This window comes from Arthrobacter zhaoxinii (genome assembly GCF_025244925.1).
Lineage (GTDB): Bacteria > Actinomycetota > Actinomycetes > Actinomycetales > Micrococcaceae > Arthrobacter_B > Arthrobacter_B zhaoxinii.
This window is the reverse complement of sequence record NZ_CP104275.1, coordinates 1,976,694-1,996,521: the sequence shown is the minus strand read 5'-3', so window position 1 is coordinate 1,996,521 and position 19,828 is coordinate 1,976,694. Positions and strand designations below refer to the sequence as shown.

General features: G+C 67.8%; 18 protein-coding genes. 16 read left to right on the top strand and 2 right to left on the bottom strand.

Annotated elements, in window-relative coordinates; genetic code table 11:
- Position 1 precedes the first annotated feature (1 nt).
- Together hisS and N2K95_RS09290 are read left to right on the top strand one after the other, a co-directional pair.
- Positions 2–1,357: a histidine--tRNA ligase gene (gene hisS, locus N2K95_RS09295; protein WP_260651333.1), complete on the top strand. Its 1,356-nt coding sequence runs from the start codon at positions 2–4 to the stop codon at positions 1,355–1,357.
- Between the two features lie 51 nt (positions 1,358–1,408).
- Positions 1,409–2,428: an adenosine deaminase gene (locus N2K95_RS09290; protein ID WP_260651332.1), complete on the top strand. Its 1,020-nt coding sequence runs from the start codon at positions 1,409–1,411 to the stop codon at positions 2,426–2,428.
- Here N2K95_RS09290 and N2K95_RS09285 read toward each other — a convergent pair.
- Positions 2,425–3,720: an APC family permease gene (locus N2K95_RS09285; RefSeq protein ID WP_260651331.1), complete on the bottom strand. Its 1,296-nt coding sequence runs from the start codon at positions 3,718–3,720 to the stop codon at positions 2,425–2,427. The two genes, N2K95_RS09290 and N2K95_RS09285, sit on opposite strands and share 4 nt — an antisense overlap.
- A 125-nt stretch (positions 3,721–3,845) precedes the next feature.
- Between N2K95_RS09285 and aspS the strand changes: the two genes are divergently transcribed.
- From aspS to N2K95_RS09270, 3 genes are all read left to right on the top strand, one after another.
- A complete protein-coding gene (aspS, locus tag N2K95_RS09280) occupies positions 3,846–5,639 on the top strand; it encodes an aspartate--tRNA ligase (protein ID WP_260651330.1) in 1,794 nt (597 codons plus the stop codon).
- Positions 5,640–5,758: 119 nt separating this feature from the next.
- The gene (locus N2K95_RS09275) at positions 5,759–6,595 is read left to right on the top strand and encodes a PhzF family phenazine biosynthesis protein (protein ID WP_260651329.1); all 837 of its coding nucleotides are present in this window, start codon (positions 5,759–5,761) and stop codon (positions 6,593–6,595) included.
- A 9-nt stretch (positions 6,596–6,604) separates the two neighbouring features.
- On the top strand, positions 6,605–7,660 hold the full coding sequence (locus tag N2K95_RS09270) for a nitronate monooxygenase (RefSeq protein WP_260651328.1): 1,056 nt from the start codon (positions 6,605–6,607) through the stop codon (positions 7,658–7,660).
- Between the two features lie 7 nt (positions 7,661–7,667).
- Here the strand turns inward: N2K95_RS09270 and N2K95_RS09265 are convergent, their stop codons facing one another.
- On the bottom strand, positions 7,668–8,255 hold the full coding sequence (locus N2K95_RS09265; RefSeq protein ID WP_260651327.1) for a Vms1/Ankzf1 family peptidyl-tRNA hydrolase: 588 nt from the start codon (positions 8,253–8,255) through the stop codon (positions 7,668–7,670).
- Positions 8,256–8,442: 187 nt separating this feature from the next.
- Here N2K95_RS09265 and N2K95_RS09260 point away from each other — a divergent pair, with 187 nt between their 5' ends.
- The 11 genes from N2K95_RS09260 (at position 8,443) to aroB (ending at position 19,789) form a co-directional block, all read left to right on the top strand.
- A complete protein-coding gene (locus tag N2K95_RS09260) occupies positions 8,443–9,738 on the top strand; it encodes a replication-associated recombination protein A (protein WP_407079947.1) in 1,296 nt (431 codons plus the stop codon).
- 189 nt (positions 9,739–9,927) lie between these two features.
- Complete coding sequence (rpsD, locus tag N2K95_RS09255) at positions 9,928–10,554, top strand: 30S ribosomal protein S4 (protein WP_146361840.1); 627 nt, start codon at positions 9,928–9,930, stop codon at positions 10,552–10,554.
- A gap of 227 nt (positions 10,555–10,781) precedes the next feature.
- Positions 10,782–11,156 carry a DUF948 domain-containing protein gene (locus N2K95_RS09250; protein ID WP_260651325.1) on the top strand — a complete coding sequence of 125 codons (375 nt, stop codon included), beginning with the start codon at positions 10,782–10,784 and terminating at the stop codon, positions 11,154–11,156.
- A 37-nt stretch (positions 11,157–11,193) separates the two neighbouring features.
- The gene (locus N2K95_RS09245) at positions 11,194–11,448 is read left to right on the top strand and encodes a hypothetical protein (RefSeq protein ID WP_260651324.1); all 255 of its coding nucleotides are present in this window, start codon (positions 11,194–11,196) and stop codon (positions 11,446–11,448) included.
- Positions 11,449–11,542: 94 nt separating this feature from the next.
- Positions 11,543–14,236: an alanine--tRNA ligase gene (alaS, locus tag N2K95_RS09240; RefSeq protein ID WP_260651323.1), complete on the top strand. Its 2,694-nt coding sequence runs from the start codon at positions 11,543–11,545 to the stop codon at positions 14,234–14,236.
- On the top strand, positions 14,193–14,810 hold the full coding sequence (gene ruvX, locus N2K95_RS09235; protein WP_407079936.1) for a Holliday junction resolvase RuvX: 618 nt from the start codon (positions 14,193–14,195) through the stop codon (positions 14,808–14,810). The genes alaS and ruvX overlap by 44 nt, the downstream gene beginning before the upstream one ends.
- Positions 14,807–16,018, top strand: a complete 1,212-nt coding sequence (gene mltG / locus N2K95_RS09230; RefSeq protein ID WP_260651322.1) for an endolytic transglycosylase MltG — start codon at positions 14,807–14,809, stop codon at positions 16,016–16,018. The genes ruvX and mltG overlap by 4 nt, the downstream gene beginning before the upstream one ends.
- Positions 16,019–16,882, top strand: a complete 864-nt coding sequence (locus N2K95_RS09225) for a shikimate dehydrogenase family protein (protein ID WP_260651321.1) — start codon at positions 16,019–16,021, stop codon at positions 16,880–16,882.
- Between the two features lie 32 nt (positions 16,883–16,914).
- Positions 16,915–18,123: a chorismate synthase gene (gene aroC / locus N2K95_RS09220; RefSeq protein ID WP_260651320.1), complete on the top strand. Its 1,209-nt coding sequence runs from the start codon at positions 16,915–16,917 to the stop codon at positions 18,121–18,123.
- Positions 18,113–18,667, top strand: a complete 555-nt coding sequence (locus N2K95_RS09215) for a shikimate kinase (RefSeq protein ID WP_260651319.1) — start codon at positions 18,113–18,115, stop codon at positions 18,665–18,667. The genes aroC and N2K95_RS09215 overlap by 11 nt, the downstream gene beginning before the upstream one ends.
- Positions 18,668–19,789, top strand: a complete 1,122-nt coding sequence (aroB, locus tag N2K95_RS09210; protein WP_255791898.1) for a 3-dehydroquinate synthase — start codon at positions 18,668–18,670, stop codon at positions 19,787–19,789.
- Positions 19,790–19,828 lie beyond the last annotated feature (39 nt).

The window sequence follows — 19,828 nt, the reverse complement described above, 5'->3', positions numbered from 1 at the left end:
CATGGCACGCAAGGCCTCACTGTCCGGTTTCCCCGAATGGCTACCGCAGGAGCGCCTGGTTGAACTCCATGTCCTGGACGTACTGCGCCGCACCTTCGAACTGCACGGCTTTTCCAACATTGAAACCCGTGCCGTGGAAACGGTGGGCCAGCTGCTGCGCAAGGGCGAGATTGACAAGGAAGTCTATGCACTGAGCCGCCTGCAGGCCGAGGAAGGCGAGGCCTCCGGCAAGGAGGATCCCAACCAGCTCGCCCTGCACTTCGACCTGACCGTGCCGTTTGCCCGCTACGTGGTGGAGAACGCCGGCCACCTCTCCTTCCCGTTCCGCCGCTACCAGATCCAGAAGGTCTGGCGCGGCGAACGGCCGCAGGAGGGACGCGCCCGGGAGTTCACGCAGGCCGATATCGACGTGGTGGGCGACGGCGACCTGCCGTTCCGGTACGACGTCGAGCTGGCGCTGGTGATCGCCGAAGCCCTCGGCGCGCTGCCCATCCCCGAGTTTAAGATCCGGGTCAACAACCGCAAGCTGGCCGAAGGCTTCTACCGCGGCATCGGCCTGGAAGACACGGCCGGGGTGCTGCGCAGCATCGACAAGCTGGAGAAGATCGGTGCGCAGCGTGTGGCCGAACTCCTGCAGGAAGAACTCGGCGCCACTGCCGAGCAGGCCGAGGCAGCCCTGAAGCTGGCCTCCATCCGGACGGAAGACACCTCCTTCGTTGAGCAGGTCCGCGCCCTGGGCGTGTCCAACGACCTGCTCGAGGAAGGCCTGGACGAACTGTTCCAGGTCATCAGTGAAGCGTCCCGCCGTGCTCCGGGCCGCGTCCTGGCAGACCTGAGCATCGCCCGCGGCCTGGACTATTACACCGGCACCGTCTACGAAACGGTCCTCGTTGGGCACGAAGCGCTCGGCTCGATCTGCTCCGGCGGACGCTACGACTCCCTGGCGAGCAAGGGCAGCCGCACCTTCCCCGGCGTCGGACTCTCCATCGGCGTCACCCGGCTGGTGATGCGCATCCTCAGCCAGGACTTCGCCTCCGCCTCGCGCAGCGTGCCCACCACCGTGCTGCTGACGCTGGCCACCGATGAGTCCTGGTCCGAGGCCCAGGACATTGCCGCCCAGCTCCGCAGCCGGGGGATTTCCGTGGAGGTGGCACCGAAGGCGGAGAAGTTCGGCAAGCAGATCAAGTTCGCCGACCGCCGGGGCATCCCGTTTGTCTGGTTCACCCGAGAAGACGGCAGCCACGAGGTCAAGGACATCCGCTCCGGTGACCAGGTGCCCGCCGACCCGGCGCTCTGGACGCCGCCGGCGGAGGACCTCACCGTGCAGGTGACCCCGGCTTCGGTTCCCACCGCCTAGCGCAGCGGGCCGGGTAGCTGCCGGCGGCGGGGGCATCCTAGGCTTGGTTCCATGGTTGCCGAACTGCTTGCCACCCCGCCCTGTGCCGAAATCCACCTGCACATAGAAGGGACGCTGGAACCCGAGCTGATCTTTGAACTGGCTGCGCGCAACGGCATCGACCTGCCCTACGCCGATCTCGAGGACCTCCGCGCCCGCTACCGCTTCACGGACCTGCAGTCCTTCCTGGACCTGTACTACTCCAACATGGACGTCCTGCGCACAGAGGCGGACTTCGCCGACATGACCCGTGCCTATCTGCGGCGGGCAGCCACCGCCGGGGTGCGGCATGTGGAAATGATGATGGACCCGCAGGCGCACCTCATCCGTGGGATTCCGCTCGAGACCTCCGTCCGCGGTGTCTGCGCGGTGCTGGAGCGCAGCGAGGAGGAATTCGGCATCTCCACCGGGCTGATCGCCGCGTTCCTGCGTGACCGCCCTGCGGCGGAAGCCCTGGAGGTCCTGGAAGAGCTGCTGGCCATGGGGGCGCCGATCATTGCGATAGGCCTGGATTCGGCGGAAGTGGGGAATCCGCCGTCGTGGTTCGTCGAGCTGTACCGGAGGGCGCGGGAGGCCGGGCTGAGGACCGTTGCCCATGCCGGCGAGGAAGGGCCGCCCACCTACATCGTGGAGGCTCTGGACCTGCTCCTCGTCGACCGGATCGACCACGGCATCACCTGCCTGGATGACCCGGCCCTGGTCGAGCGGCTGGTCCGCGACAAGATTCCGCTGACCATCTGCCCGCTTTCCAACGTGCGGCTGCAGGCCGTGGAGAGCCTGGCGCAGCATCCGCTGCCGCAGATGCTCGATCACGGGCTGAACATTTCGGTGAACTCCGACGATCCGGCGTACTTCGGCGGCTACGTGGATGACAACTTCCGGACCGTGCAGGAAGTTTTCGGCCTGAGCCGGGCGCAGCTCGCCCGGCTCGGGGAGGATTCCATCGAAGCTTCGTTTGCGTCCGCGGGACGCCGCGCCGAACTGCTGGACGAAGTCCGTGCGTGGGCGGCGGCCGGACCCGAAGCGGACTAAAGCGCCGGCGGAGTCTTGGAGGACCGCGGGCGGCGGAAGCTCAGGCGGACCACAAGTCCGGCCACCAGAATGATCAGGGCCAGGCTGATGGACAGCGGCGGCAGGGCGAGGGCCAGCAGCAGGGCACCGGCCGCGCCGGCAAGGTTCAGGAGGCGCGGCGCGTAGCGGGTGCGGTCCTTCAGCGAGAACGCGCACACGGTGGTGATGGCCGCGTAGAAGAGCAGGGTGAAGGACGCCATGCCCAGCAGTCCGTCAATATCGCCGGACAGCACCAGCAGCAGGACGACGACGGCGGCCGCGGCGTGGGCGGCCCAGGGCACGGAACCGGTCCGGGTGTTCCGGGAAGCGGTGAAGACTGCCGGCAGGTCCCGGTCGGAGGCCATGGCGGACGCGGTCCGGCTTGCCGATTCCAGCAGCGACCACAGGCCGCCCAGCGCAGCGGCAGTCACCGCGATGACCACGGCCCCCGTACCCACGCCGGCGCCCACGCTTTGCATCGGGTCCAGCAGCGGTGCGGTTTCCGCGGAAAGCGCCGCCGCCCCGTAGTAGGCCAGCATGGAGGAGCCCATGAACCAATAGAGCACGAAGGCCACGGCCAGCGCCGCGGGGATGGCGATGGGGAGGTTGCGGGAGGGATTGCGCACACCGGAGCCCATGGTGGCCAGCCGCGTGTACCCGGAGAAGAGGAAGAACAGCAGTCCGGCTGCCTGCAGCACGCCGGACGTGGATGCCTCGATCTCCGCGCCCACGCGCACCGGCTGGTTGGGTGCCTCGTTGAAGAGCACCACCACGGTGAAGGCCAGGACGCTGAAAACGAAGGCAACAATGAAGCGGGTAACCCAGGAGCTCCGGCTGAGTCCCAGCAGATTCACTGCGGCCATCACAACGACGGCGCCCGCGGCACCGACTCTGGGGTGTTCCGGGACGGCGTAGGCGCCGAACGCGAGGGCCAGCACGGCGGAGGACAGCAGCAGCCCCCACACCAGGGTCCAGCCGGAAAGGAACCCGCTGTACGGTCCCAGCAGGATCCGCGCCGCGGTCCGCGCCGTCGCATCCCCGCCCTGGTCCTCGGGGAGGCGCCGCGAGACGGCCCTGCTGAGCTGGAAGGTGGAGAGCCCGCAGAGGAAGGCCACAAATGCGGCTATTCCCAGCGCCGTGCCCAGCGCAGGACCTGCGGCGGCGGCAGCCGGCGAGAAGGCAACAAACGCACCCGCGCCGACGATGGAGCCTAGGCCGGCAGTGGTGGCGTCAAAGCCGCCCAGGGGAACTCGCGGCTGGGTAGTGCCGGACAACAGGGGTGTCCAATCGGTAGGTGCTTGGCGGGGTGGGGGTCCGTTCACCGGTAAACTCTCAAGAAGACCGTGTATTTACAATGGGCGGAAACAGTGGTTTCCGCAAGTTTCTCGAAAGGACAGCTGTGCTGCGCACTCATGCCCTTGGTTCCCTGAGGGCCGAGCATATTGGACAGACCGTTACTCTCGCAGGCTGGGTCGCCCGACGGCGCGACCACGGCGGCGTTGCCTTCCTCGACCTCCGCGACGCTTCGGGCGTGGCGCAGGTGGTGGTGCGTGAAGAGGACGTCTTCCACGGCCTGCGCAACGAGTACGTCCTGCAGATCACCGGCACCGTGCAGAAGCGGCCCGAGGGCAACGAAAACCCGGCCCTCGCCACCGGCGAAGTCGAGGTGATCGCTGACGACGTCGTGATCCTGAACACCTCCGATCCGCTGCCGTTCCAGATTGACGAGCACGTGGAGGTCGGCGAGGAAGCCCGCCTGCGCCACCGCTACCTGGACCTGCGCCGCCCGGCACCGGCAGCAGCCATGCGCCTGCGGTCCGAAGCCAACCGTGTGGCCCGCGAGCTGCTGCACGACGAAGGCTTCGTGGAAATTGAAACCCCCACGCTGACGCGCTCCACTCCCGAGGGTGCCCGCGACTTCGTGGTTCCCGCACGCCTGGCACCGGGTTCCTGGTACGCGCTGCCGCAGTCCCCGCAGCTGTTCAAGCAGCTGCTGCAGGTGGGCGGCTTCGAGAAGTACTACCAGATTGCCCGCTGCTACCGCGACGAGGATTTCCGCGCCGACCGCCAGCCGGAGTTCACGCAGCTGGACATTGAAGCCAGCTTCGTTGAGGAAGACGACATCATCGCCCTGGGCGAGCAGATCGTGAAGTCGCTGTGGAAGCTCATCGGCGTCGAGATCACCACCCCCATTCCGCGCATGACCTACGCGGATGCCATGGCCCGCTACGGTTCCGACAAGCCGGACCTGCGTTTCGGCCTGGAACTGACCGAGCTCACCGAGTTCTTCAAGGACACCACCTTCCGCGTTTTCCAGGCCCCGTACGTGGGTGCCGTGGTGATGCCCGGCGGTGCCTCCCAGGCACGCCGGACCCTGGATGCCTGGCAGGAATGGGCCAAGCAGCGCGGCGCAAAGGGCCTGGCCTACGTGCTCATCCAGGAGGACGGCACGCTGACCGGCCCGGTCGCCAAGAACCTGACGGACTTCGAGCGGGAGAACCTCGCCGAAAAGGTCGGCGCCAAGCCCGGCGACTGCATCTTCTTCGGAGCAGGTGAAAAGAGCGAGGCACGAGCCCTGCTCGGTGCCGCCCGCGTGGAGATCGGCCACCGCACCGGCCTGATCGATCCCAAGGACTGGGCCTTCGTCTGGGTTGTCGACGCGCCCATGTTCGAGCCGGCCTCCGCTGCCGTTGCAGCCGGTGACGTAGCAGTGGGCGGCGGCGCCTGGACCGCCGTGCACCACGCGTTCACTTCACCCAAGCCCGAATTCATGGATACCTTCGACACGGATCCCGAGTCGGCCGTGGCCTACGCCTACGACATTGTCTGCAACGGCAACGAAATCGGCGGCGGCTCCATCCGTATCCACCAGCGCGACGTGCAGGAACGGGTCTTCAAGGTCATGGGCCTTTCACAGGAAGACGCCCAGGAGAAGTTCGGGTTCCTGCTCGAAGGCTTCAAGTACGGTGCACCGCCGCACGGCGGCATCGCCTTCGGCTGGGACCGCGTGGTGGCCCTGCTGGCCGGCACCGATTCCATCCGCGACGTCATCGCCTTCCCGAAGTCCGGCGGCGGCTTCGACCCGCTGACGCAGGCTCCGGCGCCGATCACGCCGCAGCAGCGCAAGGAAGCCGGCGTGGACTTCAAGCCGGAGGCCAAGAAGGACAAGGAAGCACCCGCGAAGGAAGCGTAACTTCCCGGCGCAGACGGTACCCGGTCGCAGCGCGCGGCCGGGTACCGTGCTTTAACCCCTGCCCGGACATGCCCGCTTCCGCTGGACAGTCCGGCACCGGCACCCGATAGTGTTTGGGCATGAGAGATCGCTGGTTCAAGCAGGTGGACGTCTTCGGCACCAAACCCTATCTGGGCAACCCCGTGGCGGTGGTGCTCGACGCGGACGGCGTGTCCGACGCCGCCATGGCCTCCTTTGCCCGGTGGACCAACCTGTCGGAGACCACCTTCGTCCTGCCCCCGACGCAGGACGGCGCCGACTACAAGGTCCGGATTTTCACACCCGGGGGAGAGATCCCCTTCGCCGGGCACCCCACGCTGGGCACCTGCCATGCCTGGCTGGAGGCCGGCAACATCCCGCACTACCCCGGCGTCGTCATTTCCGAGTGCGGAGTGGGGCTGGTGACCCTGCACGCCTCGGCCGGTATGGCCGCGTTCGGCGCCCCGCCGCTGATCCGCTCGGGCGAGCTGGAGGAAGCCGTACTGAAACAGGCAGTGGACGCCCTGGGCATCACCCGGGACCAGGTCTCCGCCTCGAACTGGATCGACAACGGCCCCGGCTGGCTCGGCCTGCTCCTGAAGGATGCCGAAACCGTCCTGTCCCTGACCCCGGATCCGGCGGCCATGGGATCCCTGGCTATCGGAGTCATCGGACCGCAGGCCGACGGCGGCGAAACAGACTACGAAGTCCGCGCCTTCGCGCCCGGCCACGGAGTCCGGGAGGATCCGGTCACGGGCAGCCTCAACGCCGGTCTGGCGCAGTGGCTGATCGGAGCCGGGCTGGCGCCGGAACGCTACACCGTCACCCAGGGCACGGTACTGGAACGGTCCGGACTCGTGCGGATCTTTACCCGCGACCGCAGAATCTGGGTCGGCGGGGAAACCGCCACCTGCATTGACGGCACCGTAAAGCTGTAACCGCCCGCCGTGTTTACGCTGAAGTCCCTGCCGCACGCCGTCGTCGGCGCCCCGATGGCCGGCGGGCCGTCCACTCCGTCGCTGGCCGCAGCCGTCAGTAACTCCGGCGGCCTGGGCTTCCTCGCCGCCGGCTACAAAAGCGCCGGGGCGGTGGCCGGCGAAATCGCGCGGACCCGGGAGCTGACCGGCAAGCCGTTCGGCGTCAACCTCTTTGTCCCGGACGCCGCGAACACCGGCGGTTCCGGTACGTCCCGGCAGGTCGCCGCTGCCCTGGCCTACCGGGAGCAGCTGGCTCGGGACTATCCGCCGGAGCTGCTGCCGCTGCCGGACCCGGCGGACGACGACGACTGGGACGCGAAGCTCGAATTGGTCCGCCGCCTGCAGGTGCCGGTGGTGTCCTTTACCTTCGGCCTGCCCGGCAAAGACGTCATCGATGCGCTCCGGGATGCGGGCACCGCCGTCGCCGTTACCGTCACCACGGCCGGGGAAGCAGCGCTGGCCGCAGCGGCGGGCGCCGGGATCCTGTGCCTGCAGGGTCCGGAGGCGGGCGGCCACCGCGGAACCTTCGACGCCGCGGCGGAACCGCCCGCGCAGCCGCTGGAGGACTTGGTGCGCGCCGTCCGGAGCGCCGGCAGCAGTGCAGGTTCCGACGTCGAACTCATTGCCGCCGGAGGAATCTGCACCTCCGCCAAGGCCCGGACGCTCCTCGAGGCAGGCGCCGACGCCGTCCAGATCGGCACAGCACTGCTGCTGAGCCCGGAAGCCGGAACCAGCGGCGTGCACCGGGCGGCCCTGCAGGACCCGCAGTTTACGGAGACGGCACTGACCCGTGCCTTCTCCGGCCGCACCGCCCGGGGACTCGCCAACCGGTTTATGGCAGAACACTCTGACGCGCCTGCCGCGTATCCGCTGGTCAACCAGATCACGAAAGCCCTCCGGGCGCAGGCAGCAGCCGCCGGCGATCCGCACGGCACCAGCCTCTGGGCCGGAACCGGCTACCGTTCGGCAGCGCCGGAGCCCGCCGCCGCCGTGGTCGGGCGCATCGCGGGCACGCCGCCGGCCTGACCTGGAGCTAGGGCAGCGTGATCCGGATGACCACGGACACGGCGTCCCGTGCCGCCTGTTCCAGCACGGCAGCCTTCGGGTCAGGTACGTCCAGCGGACGCAGCCGGGGGAGTCCGGCCCAGCGCGCCAACTCGCGCCGGCCGGCCACCTGCTCGGCCAGCATCCGGTCGCCGCCGAAGACCAGGTACTCAGGAGCGGCGCTGCCGAAGAGGGTCGCTGCCTGTTCCGCGACGGTGCCCGCCAGGGCATCGGCGGCATTCGCCCGGCGGCTGTTGGACGAACCGGTTTTCGAGGCCAGCAGTCTCCCTTCCCGGGCCACCCCTACGGCATATCCGCCCCGGCGCGCCAGCACCAGGCCCAGGGTCCTGGCCTGCCCGGCCAGCGAAGCGAGGCGTTCGACGTCGTTGGCTCCCCGCCCGGGCCGCCCGTCGGCAGGCCACGGCCCGAGCAGCCGGGCCTCGGCGCCGGAGGCTGCACGGACCCGGATCCCGTCGTTGTCAGGAAGGAACTCCAGTGCGCCCTGGCTTGCCTCGAACCGTTCCAGCCAGCCAACCAGCCGCTCTGCCGGAACATAGGTGGTGCGGGAGCCGGGCACGGTGAGGCCTGCTTTCGACGAGAGAGGGATGGACCAGCTCAGGTTACGGCACGAGTAGCCTTGAAGCGTGAATGGTTTGCCGGGGAATGATTTGTTCAGCGTTGACGGAGACGACGACGCAGAGTTCGACGACGCCGGGACGGCCCAGGGCACGCGGATACGGCCGCGCAGCCCGCTGGCTGTCCGGATGCGCCCGCGCACGGTGGACGAGGTGGTGGGACAGCAGCACCTGCTCGGCCCAGGTTCGCCGCTGCGCACGCTGGCGTCCTCCGCCGATGAACGCAACCCCGCCGGTCCCTCCTCGGTCATGCTGTGGGGACCGCCGGGCACCGGCAAGACCACGCTCGCGCACGTTGTCGCCCGCGGCGCAGGGCGAAAGTTCGTGGAGCTCTCCGCCATCACAGCCGGCGTCAAGGACGTCCGCCGGGTCATGGAACAGGCACTGACGGACCGGGACCTGCACGGCGTCACCACCATCCTCTTCCTGGATGAGATCCACCGCTTCAACAAGGCCCAGCAGGACGCCCTGCTGCCGGGCGTGGAAAACCGGTGGGTGGTCCTCATGGCCGCCACCACGGAAAACCCGTCCTTCTCCGTGGTTTCCCCGCTGCTGTCCCGGTCGCTGCTGCTCACCCTGAAGCCCCTGACCGAGGAGGATATTGCCGCCCTGCTCCAGCGCGCGGTCGAGGATGAACGGGGACTCGCCGGGCGGGTCACGCTCAGCGCCGAGGCGCTGGAGCACCTGGTCCGGCTGGCGGCAGGCGACGCCCGCCGCGGCCTGACCGCACTCGAGGCCGCCGCCGGCGTCGCCTACTCCGAGAAAGCCGACGGCGACGACATCCCGGAAGTCACCCTGAAGCACGCCGAAGAGGCCCTGGACGTCGCGGCGCTGCGCTATGACCGCGCCGGTGACCAGCACTATGACATCACCAGCGCGTTCATCAAGTCCCTCCGCGGATCGGACGTCGACGCCGCCCTGCACTACCTGGCCCGCATGCTGGAATCGGGGGAGGACCCGCGGTTCATTTCCCGGCGGCTGATCATTTCGGCGTCGGAAGATGTGGGCATGGCGGATCCGACGGCGCTGCAGACCGCCGTCGCGGCGGCCCAGGCCGTGCAGCTGATCGGCATGCCGGAAGGGCGGATCATCCTTGCGGAGGCGGTGGTGCATATTGCCACCGCTCCGAAGTCCAACGCTGCCTACAACGGCATCAACGCGGCCATCGCTGATGTCCGGGCCGGGCGCGGGCAGGGCGTTCCCTCCCACCTGCGCGATGCCCACTACCCGGGTGCGAAGCAGCTGGGGCACGGCAAGGGGTACGTCTATTCGCATGATTCGCCGCACGGGGTTGCGCGCCAGCAATACGCCCCGGATGACCTGGTCGGTAAGAACTACTACGAACCCACCGGCAACGGCGTGGAACGCGACATCACCGCGCGGCTGGAGCGGCTGCGGGGGATCATCCGCGGGGAGAAGTCCTGACCTGCCGGCCCCGCATCCCGTGTTAGCATTGATGGTTGACTGGCAAGCCGGTTGTCGATTTCGACACCCTCGGCTGTAGCAGACGGCAGCGGTTGGCCGGAGCTCTCCCTCATGGAGGCCAGCATATTTCGCAGCAGTCACGGCACGCATCACCGCCGTGGCCAAACCGCCAAACAGTGAAAGGTGAACGTGGCTAACAACACACGTGCACGCCGGCAGGCACGCGCATCGCGCGCCCTCGGCATTGCTTTGACCCCCAAGGCAGCAAAGTACTTCGAGCGTCGGCCTTACCCCCCGGGTGAGCACGGCCGCGCCCGTCGCAAGCAGGACAGCGACTACGCGGTACGTCTGCGCGAAAAGCAGCGTCTGCGCGCCCAGTACGGCATCCGCGAAGCACAGATGACCCGTGTCTTCGAAGAAGCCCGCCGTACCGCCGGTCTGACCGGTGAAAACCTGATCGAACTGCTCGAAATGCGTCTCGACGCCCTCGTGCTGCGTGCCGGCTTCGCCCGCACGATCGCCCAGGCCCGCCAGCTGGTTGTGCACCGCCACATCCTGGTTGACGGCGCCCGCGTGGACCGCCCGTCCTTCCGCGTTTCCGAAGGCCAGCTCATCCACGTGCACCAGCGCAGCGAGACCATGACGCCGTTCCAGGTTGCCGCAGCCGGCGCCCACCGCGACGTCCTGCCCGCCGTTCCGGGTTACCTCGATGTTTCCCTGGACAAGCTGCAGGCACGCCTCGTGCGTCGCCCGAAGCGCTCGGAAGTTCCCGTGACCTGCGAAGAGCAGCTCGTCGTGGAATACTACGCACGCTAATTACGGAGAAAATTTCCGTTTACTGAACAGCCCGCGGCCTTGTGCCGCGGGCTGTTCCGTTGTCCGGGGCAGATGCCGCCCCAAGTGGCGCACGCGGCAAAAGTAAGTGCCGCGGGGCTGCAGTAGGTAAGGTACATACCGGGGTCTTTCGCCGTATCCAGGCAGGGACTCCAGGGCAGCGCCGGTCACGGTGCTGCGAACCACAAATTTTGCGTAAAAGGAGTCCCATGTCGGGTGGAGATATAGCCGGTCTGATCGCGGCCGGTGTGTTTGCCGTGTTGGTCGCTTTGCTGGCCGTTCCCGTCTGGAAACTGGGGAAGGTCTTTGACGAGATGCGCTCCGCCATCCGGACCCTCAGCGAGGAAACCACACCGCTGATCGACGAGGTCACCACCACGGTGTCCACCACCAATCAGCAGCTGCAGAAGGTGGACGGCATCTCCTCGAACGTCTCGGACGCGACGGCGAACCTGTCCGCCCTGTCTTCCCTCGTGGCCGCCACCGTGGGTTCCCCGCTGATCAAGGTCTCGGCGTTCAGCTACGGCGTCCGCTCGGCCCTTGCTTCCCGCAGGACAGCCGGCCGCGGCCGGCGCAGCCGCTAAGTACGCCAGCACACTTAACCAACTACAGGAGCCAGCCATGATCAAGCGCGTATTTTGGATGTCCATCGGCGTCGCCATCGGCGTCATTGCCGTCCGCAGGGTTTCCGAGGCCAAGGCCAGCCTGAGCCAGGCGAGAATCAACCGTGCGGTGGATTCCGCCGCGGGCGTGGTGCAGGGCTTTGCCGAAGCCCTGCGCGAAGGCATGGGCCAGCGTGAGGGCGAGCTGCGCGCGGCACTTGGACTGGACACTCCCGAGAACATCACCGAGACACTGAGGTCCATGCGCCGCTGAGCGCCGGTACTTCTTCATCACTGGCAGCACAGCACAACGCACGCAGTTCCACCTGCATGCTGAACCATCATTACCGGAAGGGTAGAGAAGCACCATGAAGTCCCACGAGATTGCACGCCGCTGGCTGGACTACTTCAGCGATAAGGGGCATACGGTGGTGCCTTCGGCGTCGCTCGTCTCCAACGATCCCTCGCTGCTGTTCACCGTGGCCGGCATGGTGCCGTTCATCCCCTACCTCACCGCCCGGGAAAAGGCTCCGTACAGCCGGGCAACCAGTGTGCAGAAGTGCATCCGCACCGCGGACATTGAAGAAGTGGGCAAGACCGCACGCCACGGCACCTTCTTCCAGATGGCCGGCAACTTCTCCTTCGGTGACTACTTCAAGGAAGAAGCGATCACCTATGCCTGGGACCTGCTGACCTCCGACGTGGAGAAGGGCGGCTACGGGCTGGACCCGCAGCGGCTCTGGGTCACCGTCTACGAAGACGGCGACGAGCGCGACGACGAAGCCCGCGCCATCTGGCGGGACAAGATCGGCATCCCGAACGAGCGCATCGTGGGAACCGGCAAGGCCGACAACTACTGGAATACCGGACAGGCCGGCCCCGGCGGCCCCTGCTCCGAGATCTACTACGACCGCGGCGCGGCGTACGGCCAGGAAGGCGGCCCGGCCGTCGACGAGACGCGCTACATCGAAATCTGGAACCTGGTCTTTATGCAGTACCAGCTCTCCGCCGTCCGCTCCAAGACGGACTTCGACGTTGCCGGCGAACTGCCGCAGAAGAACATCGACACCGGCCTTGGCCTGGAACGCCTCGCCATGATCCTGCAGGGCGTGGAGAACATGTACGAGACGGACCAGGTCCGTCCCGTGCTGGACAAGGCCGCCGAGCTCTCCGGCAAGACCTACACCAGCGCCGAAGACCCCTCCGATCCGCACCACACCGATGACGTCCGGATGCGCGTGGTGGGTGACCACATCCGCTCCGCACTGATGCTGATTTCCGACGGCGTGAGCCCCTCCAACGAAGGCCGCGGCTACGTGCTGCGCCGCCTGATCCGCCGTGCCGTACGCGCCATGCGCCTGCTCGGCGTGGAAACGGCCGTGCTGCCCGAACTGCTGCCCGTTTCCCGGGACGCCATGAAGGGCACCTACCCCGAGGTCGAGGCCGACTTCGCCCGGATCAGCCGGATTGCCTACGCCGAGGAAAAAGCGTTCCTGCGCACCATCGCCTCCGGCACCGAGCGCCTGGAAGAAGCCGTCAAGGTCTCCAAGGCCGCCGGTTCCCCGCTGAGCGGCGAAGAAGCCTTCGCCCTGCATGACACCTACGGGTTCCCCATCGACCTCACGCTGGAAATGGCCGAGGAAGCGGGCCTGAAGGTGGACGAAGCCGGCTTCCGGTCGCTGATGTCCGAGCAGCGCAAGCGCGCCCAGGCAGATGCCCGCGGGAAGAAGCACGGACACGCCGACATGTCCGTCTTCAACGAACTGCTGGCCGCCGGGCAGACGGAGTTCACCGGCTACGACGAGCTGAAGTCCGAATCCAAGGTCCGCGGCATCATTTCCGGAGATTCCCGGGTGGAATACGCCGGACAGGGCTCGGAGATTTCCCTGGTCCTGGACTCCACGCCGTTCTACGCCGAAGCCGGCGGCCAGGCCGCCGACACCGGCCTCATCACCGGTGACGGCTTTGTCCTCGAGGTGCAGGACGTCCAGCGCCCGGTCAAGGGGCTGAGCGTGCACAAGGCCATTGTCCGCGAAGGCGAGATCGCTGCCGGCGCCACCGTGCTGGCCGCCGTCGACGCCCAGCGCCGCCACGAAGCCGAGCAGGCGCACTCCGGCACGCACATTGTGCACGCCGCCCTGCACCAGATCCTCGGCCCGGAAGCCCTCCAGCGCGGTTCCTTCAACAAGGCCGGCTACCTCCGCTTCGACTTCTCCTGGGGCGAAGGCCTGTCCGACGCCGCGAAGTCGGAAATCGAAGAGGTCTCCAACCTGGCAATCCGCAGCAACTACCAGGTCGAAACCAAGATCATGTCCCTGTCCGAGGCGAAGGCCCTGGGCGCCACCGCACTGTTCGGCGAAGCCTACGGCGACACCGTGCGCGTGGTGGAAATGAACGGCGACTGGTCCCGTGAACTCTGCGGCGGCACGCACGTGGCCTCGACCTCCCGCATCGGCAGCCTGACGCTGCTGGGCGAGCAGTCCGTAGGGTCCGGCAACCGCCGTGTCGAAGCCTTCGTGGGCATGGACGCATTCCGCCACCTCGCTGCCGAACGGGCACTGGTGAACGAACTCTCCGAGATGCTCAAGGTCCCGTCGGCGCAGCTGCCGGACCGCCTTGCCGCCACGCTGGCAAAGCTGAAGTCCACCGAGAAGGAACTGGACCGGCTGCGCCGCGAGCAGCTGGCGGCCTCGGCTGCCGCCCTCGTCGGCACCGCAGTGGACGTCGACGGCGTCCGGCTGCTGGCCCACAACGCCGGCGAGGTCGGGGGAGCGGATGATCTGCGTACCCTGGCACTCGACCTGCGCTCCCGCCTGGGCAGCGACGCCGCAGCTGTGGCCGTGGCCGGTGTCTCGAACAACCGCCCGGTAGTGATTGTTGCCACCAATGAAGGCGCCCGCAGTGCAGGCGTCAAGGCCGGGGCACTGGTCAAGGTTGCCGCCGGTGTGCTCGGCGGCGGCGGAGGCGGCAAGGACGACGTCGCCCAGGGCGGCGGCTCCGACGCCGGCAGGATCGCGGATGCGCTCACGGCCATCCGCCAAGCCGTGGCCGGACGGGCCTAACTTGGCAACTCTCCGCGGGGTGAAGCTGGGTGTCGACGTCGGCCTCGTAAGGGTCGGCCTCGCAGCCAGCGACCCCGACGGCGTCCTGGCCATGCCGGTGAAGACGCTGAAGCGGGACGCTAAGAAAAACAGCGACATCCGCGTGGTGGTCCGCGAAGCTGCAGAGCGGGAGGCCGTTGAAGTGTTCGTCGGCCTCCCGCGGAGCCTGAGCGGCGGTGAAACCGCGTCCACCCGGATGGCGCGCGAGTACGCGCAGACGCTGGCCCGGGCCCTGGCCGATGCCGGGCAGGACCAGCAGGTGCGGCTCGTGGATGAACGGCTGACTACTGTGTCCGCGCACCGATCACTGCATGAAGCTGGAATGAACAGCCGGAATCACCGTACAGTAGTGGATCAAGCGGCCGCTGTCGCCATTTTGCAGCAGTCTATTGACACACAGCGGTCCCTGAACCGGGACGTAGGGGAGCTGGTTACACCTAGCCGGCCGCGCCGCCCAGGCGGCGGAGTGCCGGCCCCGACCGAGGAGTTCGACATTTCGCAGGACATCGAGCGCGAAGGCGGTATCACGCCGTGAGCCACAGATATCCCGAGTACCCCCCGATGGCGGAGCCGGAGCGCCAGCCCGGGCAGTCCAGCGGGGACCTGCCCGTGGGCCAGTTCTTCGAGGAGTCCTTGGAGCTGCCCAGCCGCAGGAGCCAGCGGCCGAGCCTTGAAAAGCAGCGCCGGCGCCGGCGCCGCACCATCGTCATGATCACCGTGCTGGCCGTGTTTGCCGGGGTTATTTTCGGCCTCATCATGTTCCTGCGGGACCTTTTGGGTATGAACGAGGTCCAGGACTACAAGGGTGCCGGCAACGGTACCGTGGCCTTTACCGTCGCTGAGGGTGACGGCCCGCTGCTGATCGGCGGCAAGCTCGAGTCCGAAGACATCGTGGCCTCCTCCAAGAAGTTCATCGATACCTTCTCCGCGCAGTCCGACGGCCGGGAGATCCAGCCGGGCACGTATGAAATGAAGTATCAGATGTCCTCTTCGGCAGCGGTGGACGCCCTGCTGGGAGACGGGGGCAGTCAGGTGCATTACGCCGCCGTGGCCCGTGACCTGCGCCAGAACGAGGTCTTTGAAGTCCTCAACACCTCCACTCGGATTCCGCTCTCGGAGTTCCAGGCCCTGGCCGCAGATCCGCAGCAGTTCGGTCTGCCCGAGGAAGCCGTGAGCCTCGAGGGCTACCTGCACCCCGGCGAATACCGGTTCGATGTGGAGAAGACCGCCACCGAGATCATCACCGAGATGGTGGAGAGCACCTTCACCGAGCTCGAAGAGGCCGGCATTACCGATCCCGCCGAGCAGTACCGCATCCTGACCAAGGCCAGCATTATCCAGGCCGAAGCCGGGGAAGCGGACTACGGTTCCGTTGCCGGTTCCATCGAGAACCGTCTCGGCCCGGACAACAAGGAAACCAACGGGCTGATCCAGTCCGATGCAACGGTGACCTACGGGCTGGGGCGCAAGAGCTACGAACTCACTCCCGAGGAAAAGGCCGACAAGTCCAACCCGTACAACACGTACGCCAACCCCGGCCTGCCCGTCGGTCCGATCGGTTCCCCGAGCCGGGAGGCCATTGACGCGGCCGCCAACCCCGACGATGTCCCGTACTACTACTGGGTCACGGTCAACCTCGACACGGGCGAAACCAAGTTCTCCTCCACCCTGGCCGAGCACGCCGAGTACGTAGAGGAATACCAGAACTGGTGCAGCACCCAAAAAGCCGGGCGGTGCGGATAAGTGGTTCCACGGCGGGCAGCCGTCCTGGGTCACCCGATCGGCCATTCCAAGTCACCCCTGCTGCACCGGGCGGCCTACGCCCACCTGGGGTTCGAGTGCAGCTATGAGGCCATCGATGTCCGCGAAGCGGAAGCCGCAGAGTTTGTGGCCTCCCTTCGCGGACAGGCCGGCTGGACCGGCCTGTCCGTCACCATGCCGCTGAAGGCCGTTATGGTGACGCAGATGGACGAGGTCCGGCCGCTGGTGCAGGCACTCGGAGTGCTGAACACCGTGACCTTCAGCCGTACGGACTCCGGCCCGCGGCTGACCGGGCACAACACCGATGTGCCCGGCATAGTCGGAGCCCTGCGGCACGCCGGAACCCGGCGCCGGCCACGCGCCGTCGTGCTCGGCGCCGGCGGAACCGCGTGTGCGGCCGTTGCGGCCCTGGCAGAGCTGGACGCGGACGGCGTCGACGTCTGCGCCCGGCGCTTTCCGGAAGCGGCAGCCGGCAGGGCAGGAGTCCGCGAAGCCGGCCTGGCTACCGGTGTCACGGTGCGCCCGCGCCCGTGGGAGGAGGCAGCGGCGGCCTGCTCGGCAGCCGACGTCGTGATCTGCACGCTGCCCCCGCACGGCGCCGACGGCCTGGCGGAGGAAATCTCCGCGGTACGCCCGGACGCCGTCCTCCTGGACGCAGCCTATGACCCCTGGCCGAGCCGCCTTGCCTCGGCCTGGTCCGGGCTCGGCGGAACGGTGGCCCCGGGCATCGAGATGCTGCTGTACCAGGCCGTGGAACAGGTCAAGCTGTTCACCGCGGATGCGTTCTCGGATGAACCCGGCGTCATAAACGCCATGTGTGACGCGGTGGGAATCCCGCGGCGCTGAACGCCCCCGCCGGGCATGGCAGTATTGAAAGCATGTTGCGTTGGTTGACCGCCGGTGAGTCCCACGGCCCTGCCCTTGTCGGAATTATTGAAGGCGTCCCTGCCGGAGTGGAAGTGGACAGCACCGCCGTCTCCGCCGCCCTGGCCCGCCGGCGGCTCGGCTACGGCCGCGGCGCACGGATGAAGTTCGAGCAGGACGCGGTGCGCATCCTCGGCGGTGTCCGCCACGGCCTCACCCAGGGCGGCCCCGTCGCCATTGAAATCGGCAACACCGAGTGGCCCAAATGGGAACAGGTCATGGCTGCCGATCCCGTGGACCCGGCGGTCCTGGCCGATTCCGCCCGCAACGCCCCGCTCACCCGTCCCCGTCCGGGGCACGCCGACTTCACCGGCATGCAGAAATACGGCTTTGACGAGGCCCGGCCCGTCCTCGAACGCGCCAGCGCCCGCGAGACAGCCACCCGCGTGGCCCTCGGCGCGGTGGCTTCGGCCTTCCTTCGGCAGCTCGGCATTGAACTGGTCAGCCACACGGTGGGGATCGCCGGCGTCATGGCACCCGAGGGATCCGCACTGCCGCTGCCCGCCGACGTCGACGCCCTCGACGCCGATCCGATGCGCTGCTTCGACGCCGGCGTCTCCGCGGCCATGGTTGCCGAAGTCGATGCCGCCCACAAGGAGGGCGAGACGCTCGGGGGAGTGGTGGAGGTGCTGGCCTACGGGCTGCCGCCCGGACTGGGCAGCTACGTGCACTGGGACCGCCGGCTGGACGCCCGGATCGCCGGTGCCCTGATGGGCATCCAGGCCATCAAGGGAGTGGAGGTGGGTGACGGTTTCCTCACAGCCACCCGCCGCGGTTCCGCCGCGCATGACGAAATCCTGCAGGACGCCGACGGCCGGGTGGTCCGCTCCGGCAACCGCGCCGGAGGGATCGAAGGCGGCATGAGCATCGGCGAACTGCTGCGGGTGCGGGCCGCCATGAAGCCCATTGCCACCGTGCCGCGGGCGCTGCGCACCGTGGACGTGAGTACGTCCGAGCCGGCGCGTGCCCACCACCAGCGCTCGGACGTCTGCGCGGTCCCCGCTGCAGGAGTGGTGGCTGAAGCCATGGTGGCGCTGGTCCTGGCCGAAGCCGTGATTGAGAAGTTCGGCGGTGATTCCGTGCCCGAGACGGCACGCAACCTGCACGCCTACCTGGCCGCCATCCCGCAGTCGCTGGAATCCGCCGGTACCGATGTCCTCTAGGAGCGGCCTGCCCCGGAGCCGGTCGTGGAGCTCTGACCGGCACCTGGTCCTGATGGGCTTCATGGCGGCGGGGAAGTCCGTCGTCGGACGCGGGTTCGCTGCCCGCCAGGGGATGCCCTTCCTGGACACGGACGAGGCCGTCGTGGCCCGGTACGGGCCCATTGCCGGCATTTTCAGCGCCTACGGCGAGCACTATTTCCGGGAAGTCGAAGCGCGGACCGTCGCCGCGGCGCTTGAGGCCCGCGTGCCCACCGTGATTTCACTGGGCGGGGGAGCGGTACTGGATTCGGGGACCCAGCAGCTCCTCGGCCGCGCCACGGTAGTGTTTCTGGATACGGACCTTGCCACCGTGCTTCCCCGCATCACCCGCGCAGGCCACCGCCCGCTGCTGGCACCGGACCCGGTCCGGCGCTGGCAGGAGCTGGCGGACATCCGCCGCCCCATATACGAATCCCTGGCCGACATCACCATAGACACCAGGGGACTTACCGTTCCGGCCATCATTGACCGGCTGACTTCCGTCCTCACTAAAGGAGAAGACTAGATGCCCTCCGAACCAACGATCATCCCGGTGACCGGCGCCAACCCCGCAGACAATTACGACGTCGTTGTCGGCCACGGCCTGCTCGGCCGGCTGCCGGACATGCTCGGTGAGCGCGTCCGCCGTGTCCTGGTCATCCATCCCCGCGCCCTGCGCACCACCGGCGACACCGTGCGCGATGAACTCGCCGCGACCGGCCTGACCGCCGTAACCGCCGAAATCCCGGATGCCGAAGAGGGCAAGCACATCCAGGTGGCGTCCTTCTGCTGGCAGGTCCTCGGCCAGAACGACTTCACCCGGTCCGATGCCATTGTGGCCGTGGGCGGCGGCGCCGTCACCGACGTGGCCGGCTTCGTTGCCGCCACCTGGCTGCGCGGCATCAAGGTGGTGCACATTCCGACCTCCCTGCTGGGTATGGTGGACGCCGCCGTGGGCGGCAAGACCGGCATCAACACCGCTGAGGGCAAGAACCTGGTGGGCGCCTTCCACCCCCCGGCCGGAGTCCTGGCGGATCTGGACGCGCTGGCCACCCTGCCGAAGAACGAACTGCTCAGCGGCATGGCCGAGGTCATCAAATGCGGTTTCATTGCCGACCCCGCCATCCTGGACCTGGTCGAAGCGAACCGTGAGGCAGTTGCCGACGGCGGGTCCGCCGTCGTCCGCGAACTGGTGGAACGTTCCATCCGGGTCAAAGCCGACATTGTCTCCTCCGACCTGCGGGAGTCCGGCCGCCGTGAATTCCTGAACTACGGGCACACGCTGGGCCATTCCATCGAGCTGGCGGAACGGTACCAGTGGCGCCACGGTGCCGCCGTGTCCGTGGGACTGGTCTTTGCCGCGGAGCTGGGCCGGACCGTCGGCCGCCTGGATGACGCCACGGCTGACCGGCACAAGGAGATCCTGTCCTCGCTGGGACTGCCGGTGACGTACCGGAAGGACCGCTGGTCCGCGCTGCTGGACGGCATGCGGCGGGACAAGAAGTCCCGGGGCGACCTGCTGCGCTTCGTGGTGCTGGACGGGCTGGCGAAACCGTCCATGCTCGAGGTGCCGGACACCTCGCTGCTGTTCGCTGCCTACCAGGAGATCGCCTCCGAGCCGCAGGGCGGAATCCGCCTCAGCCTGTAGGTTGTGCGCGAGCGGGTAGAATAGTCGACGGACTTGAAT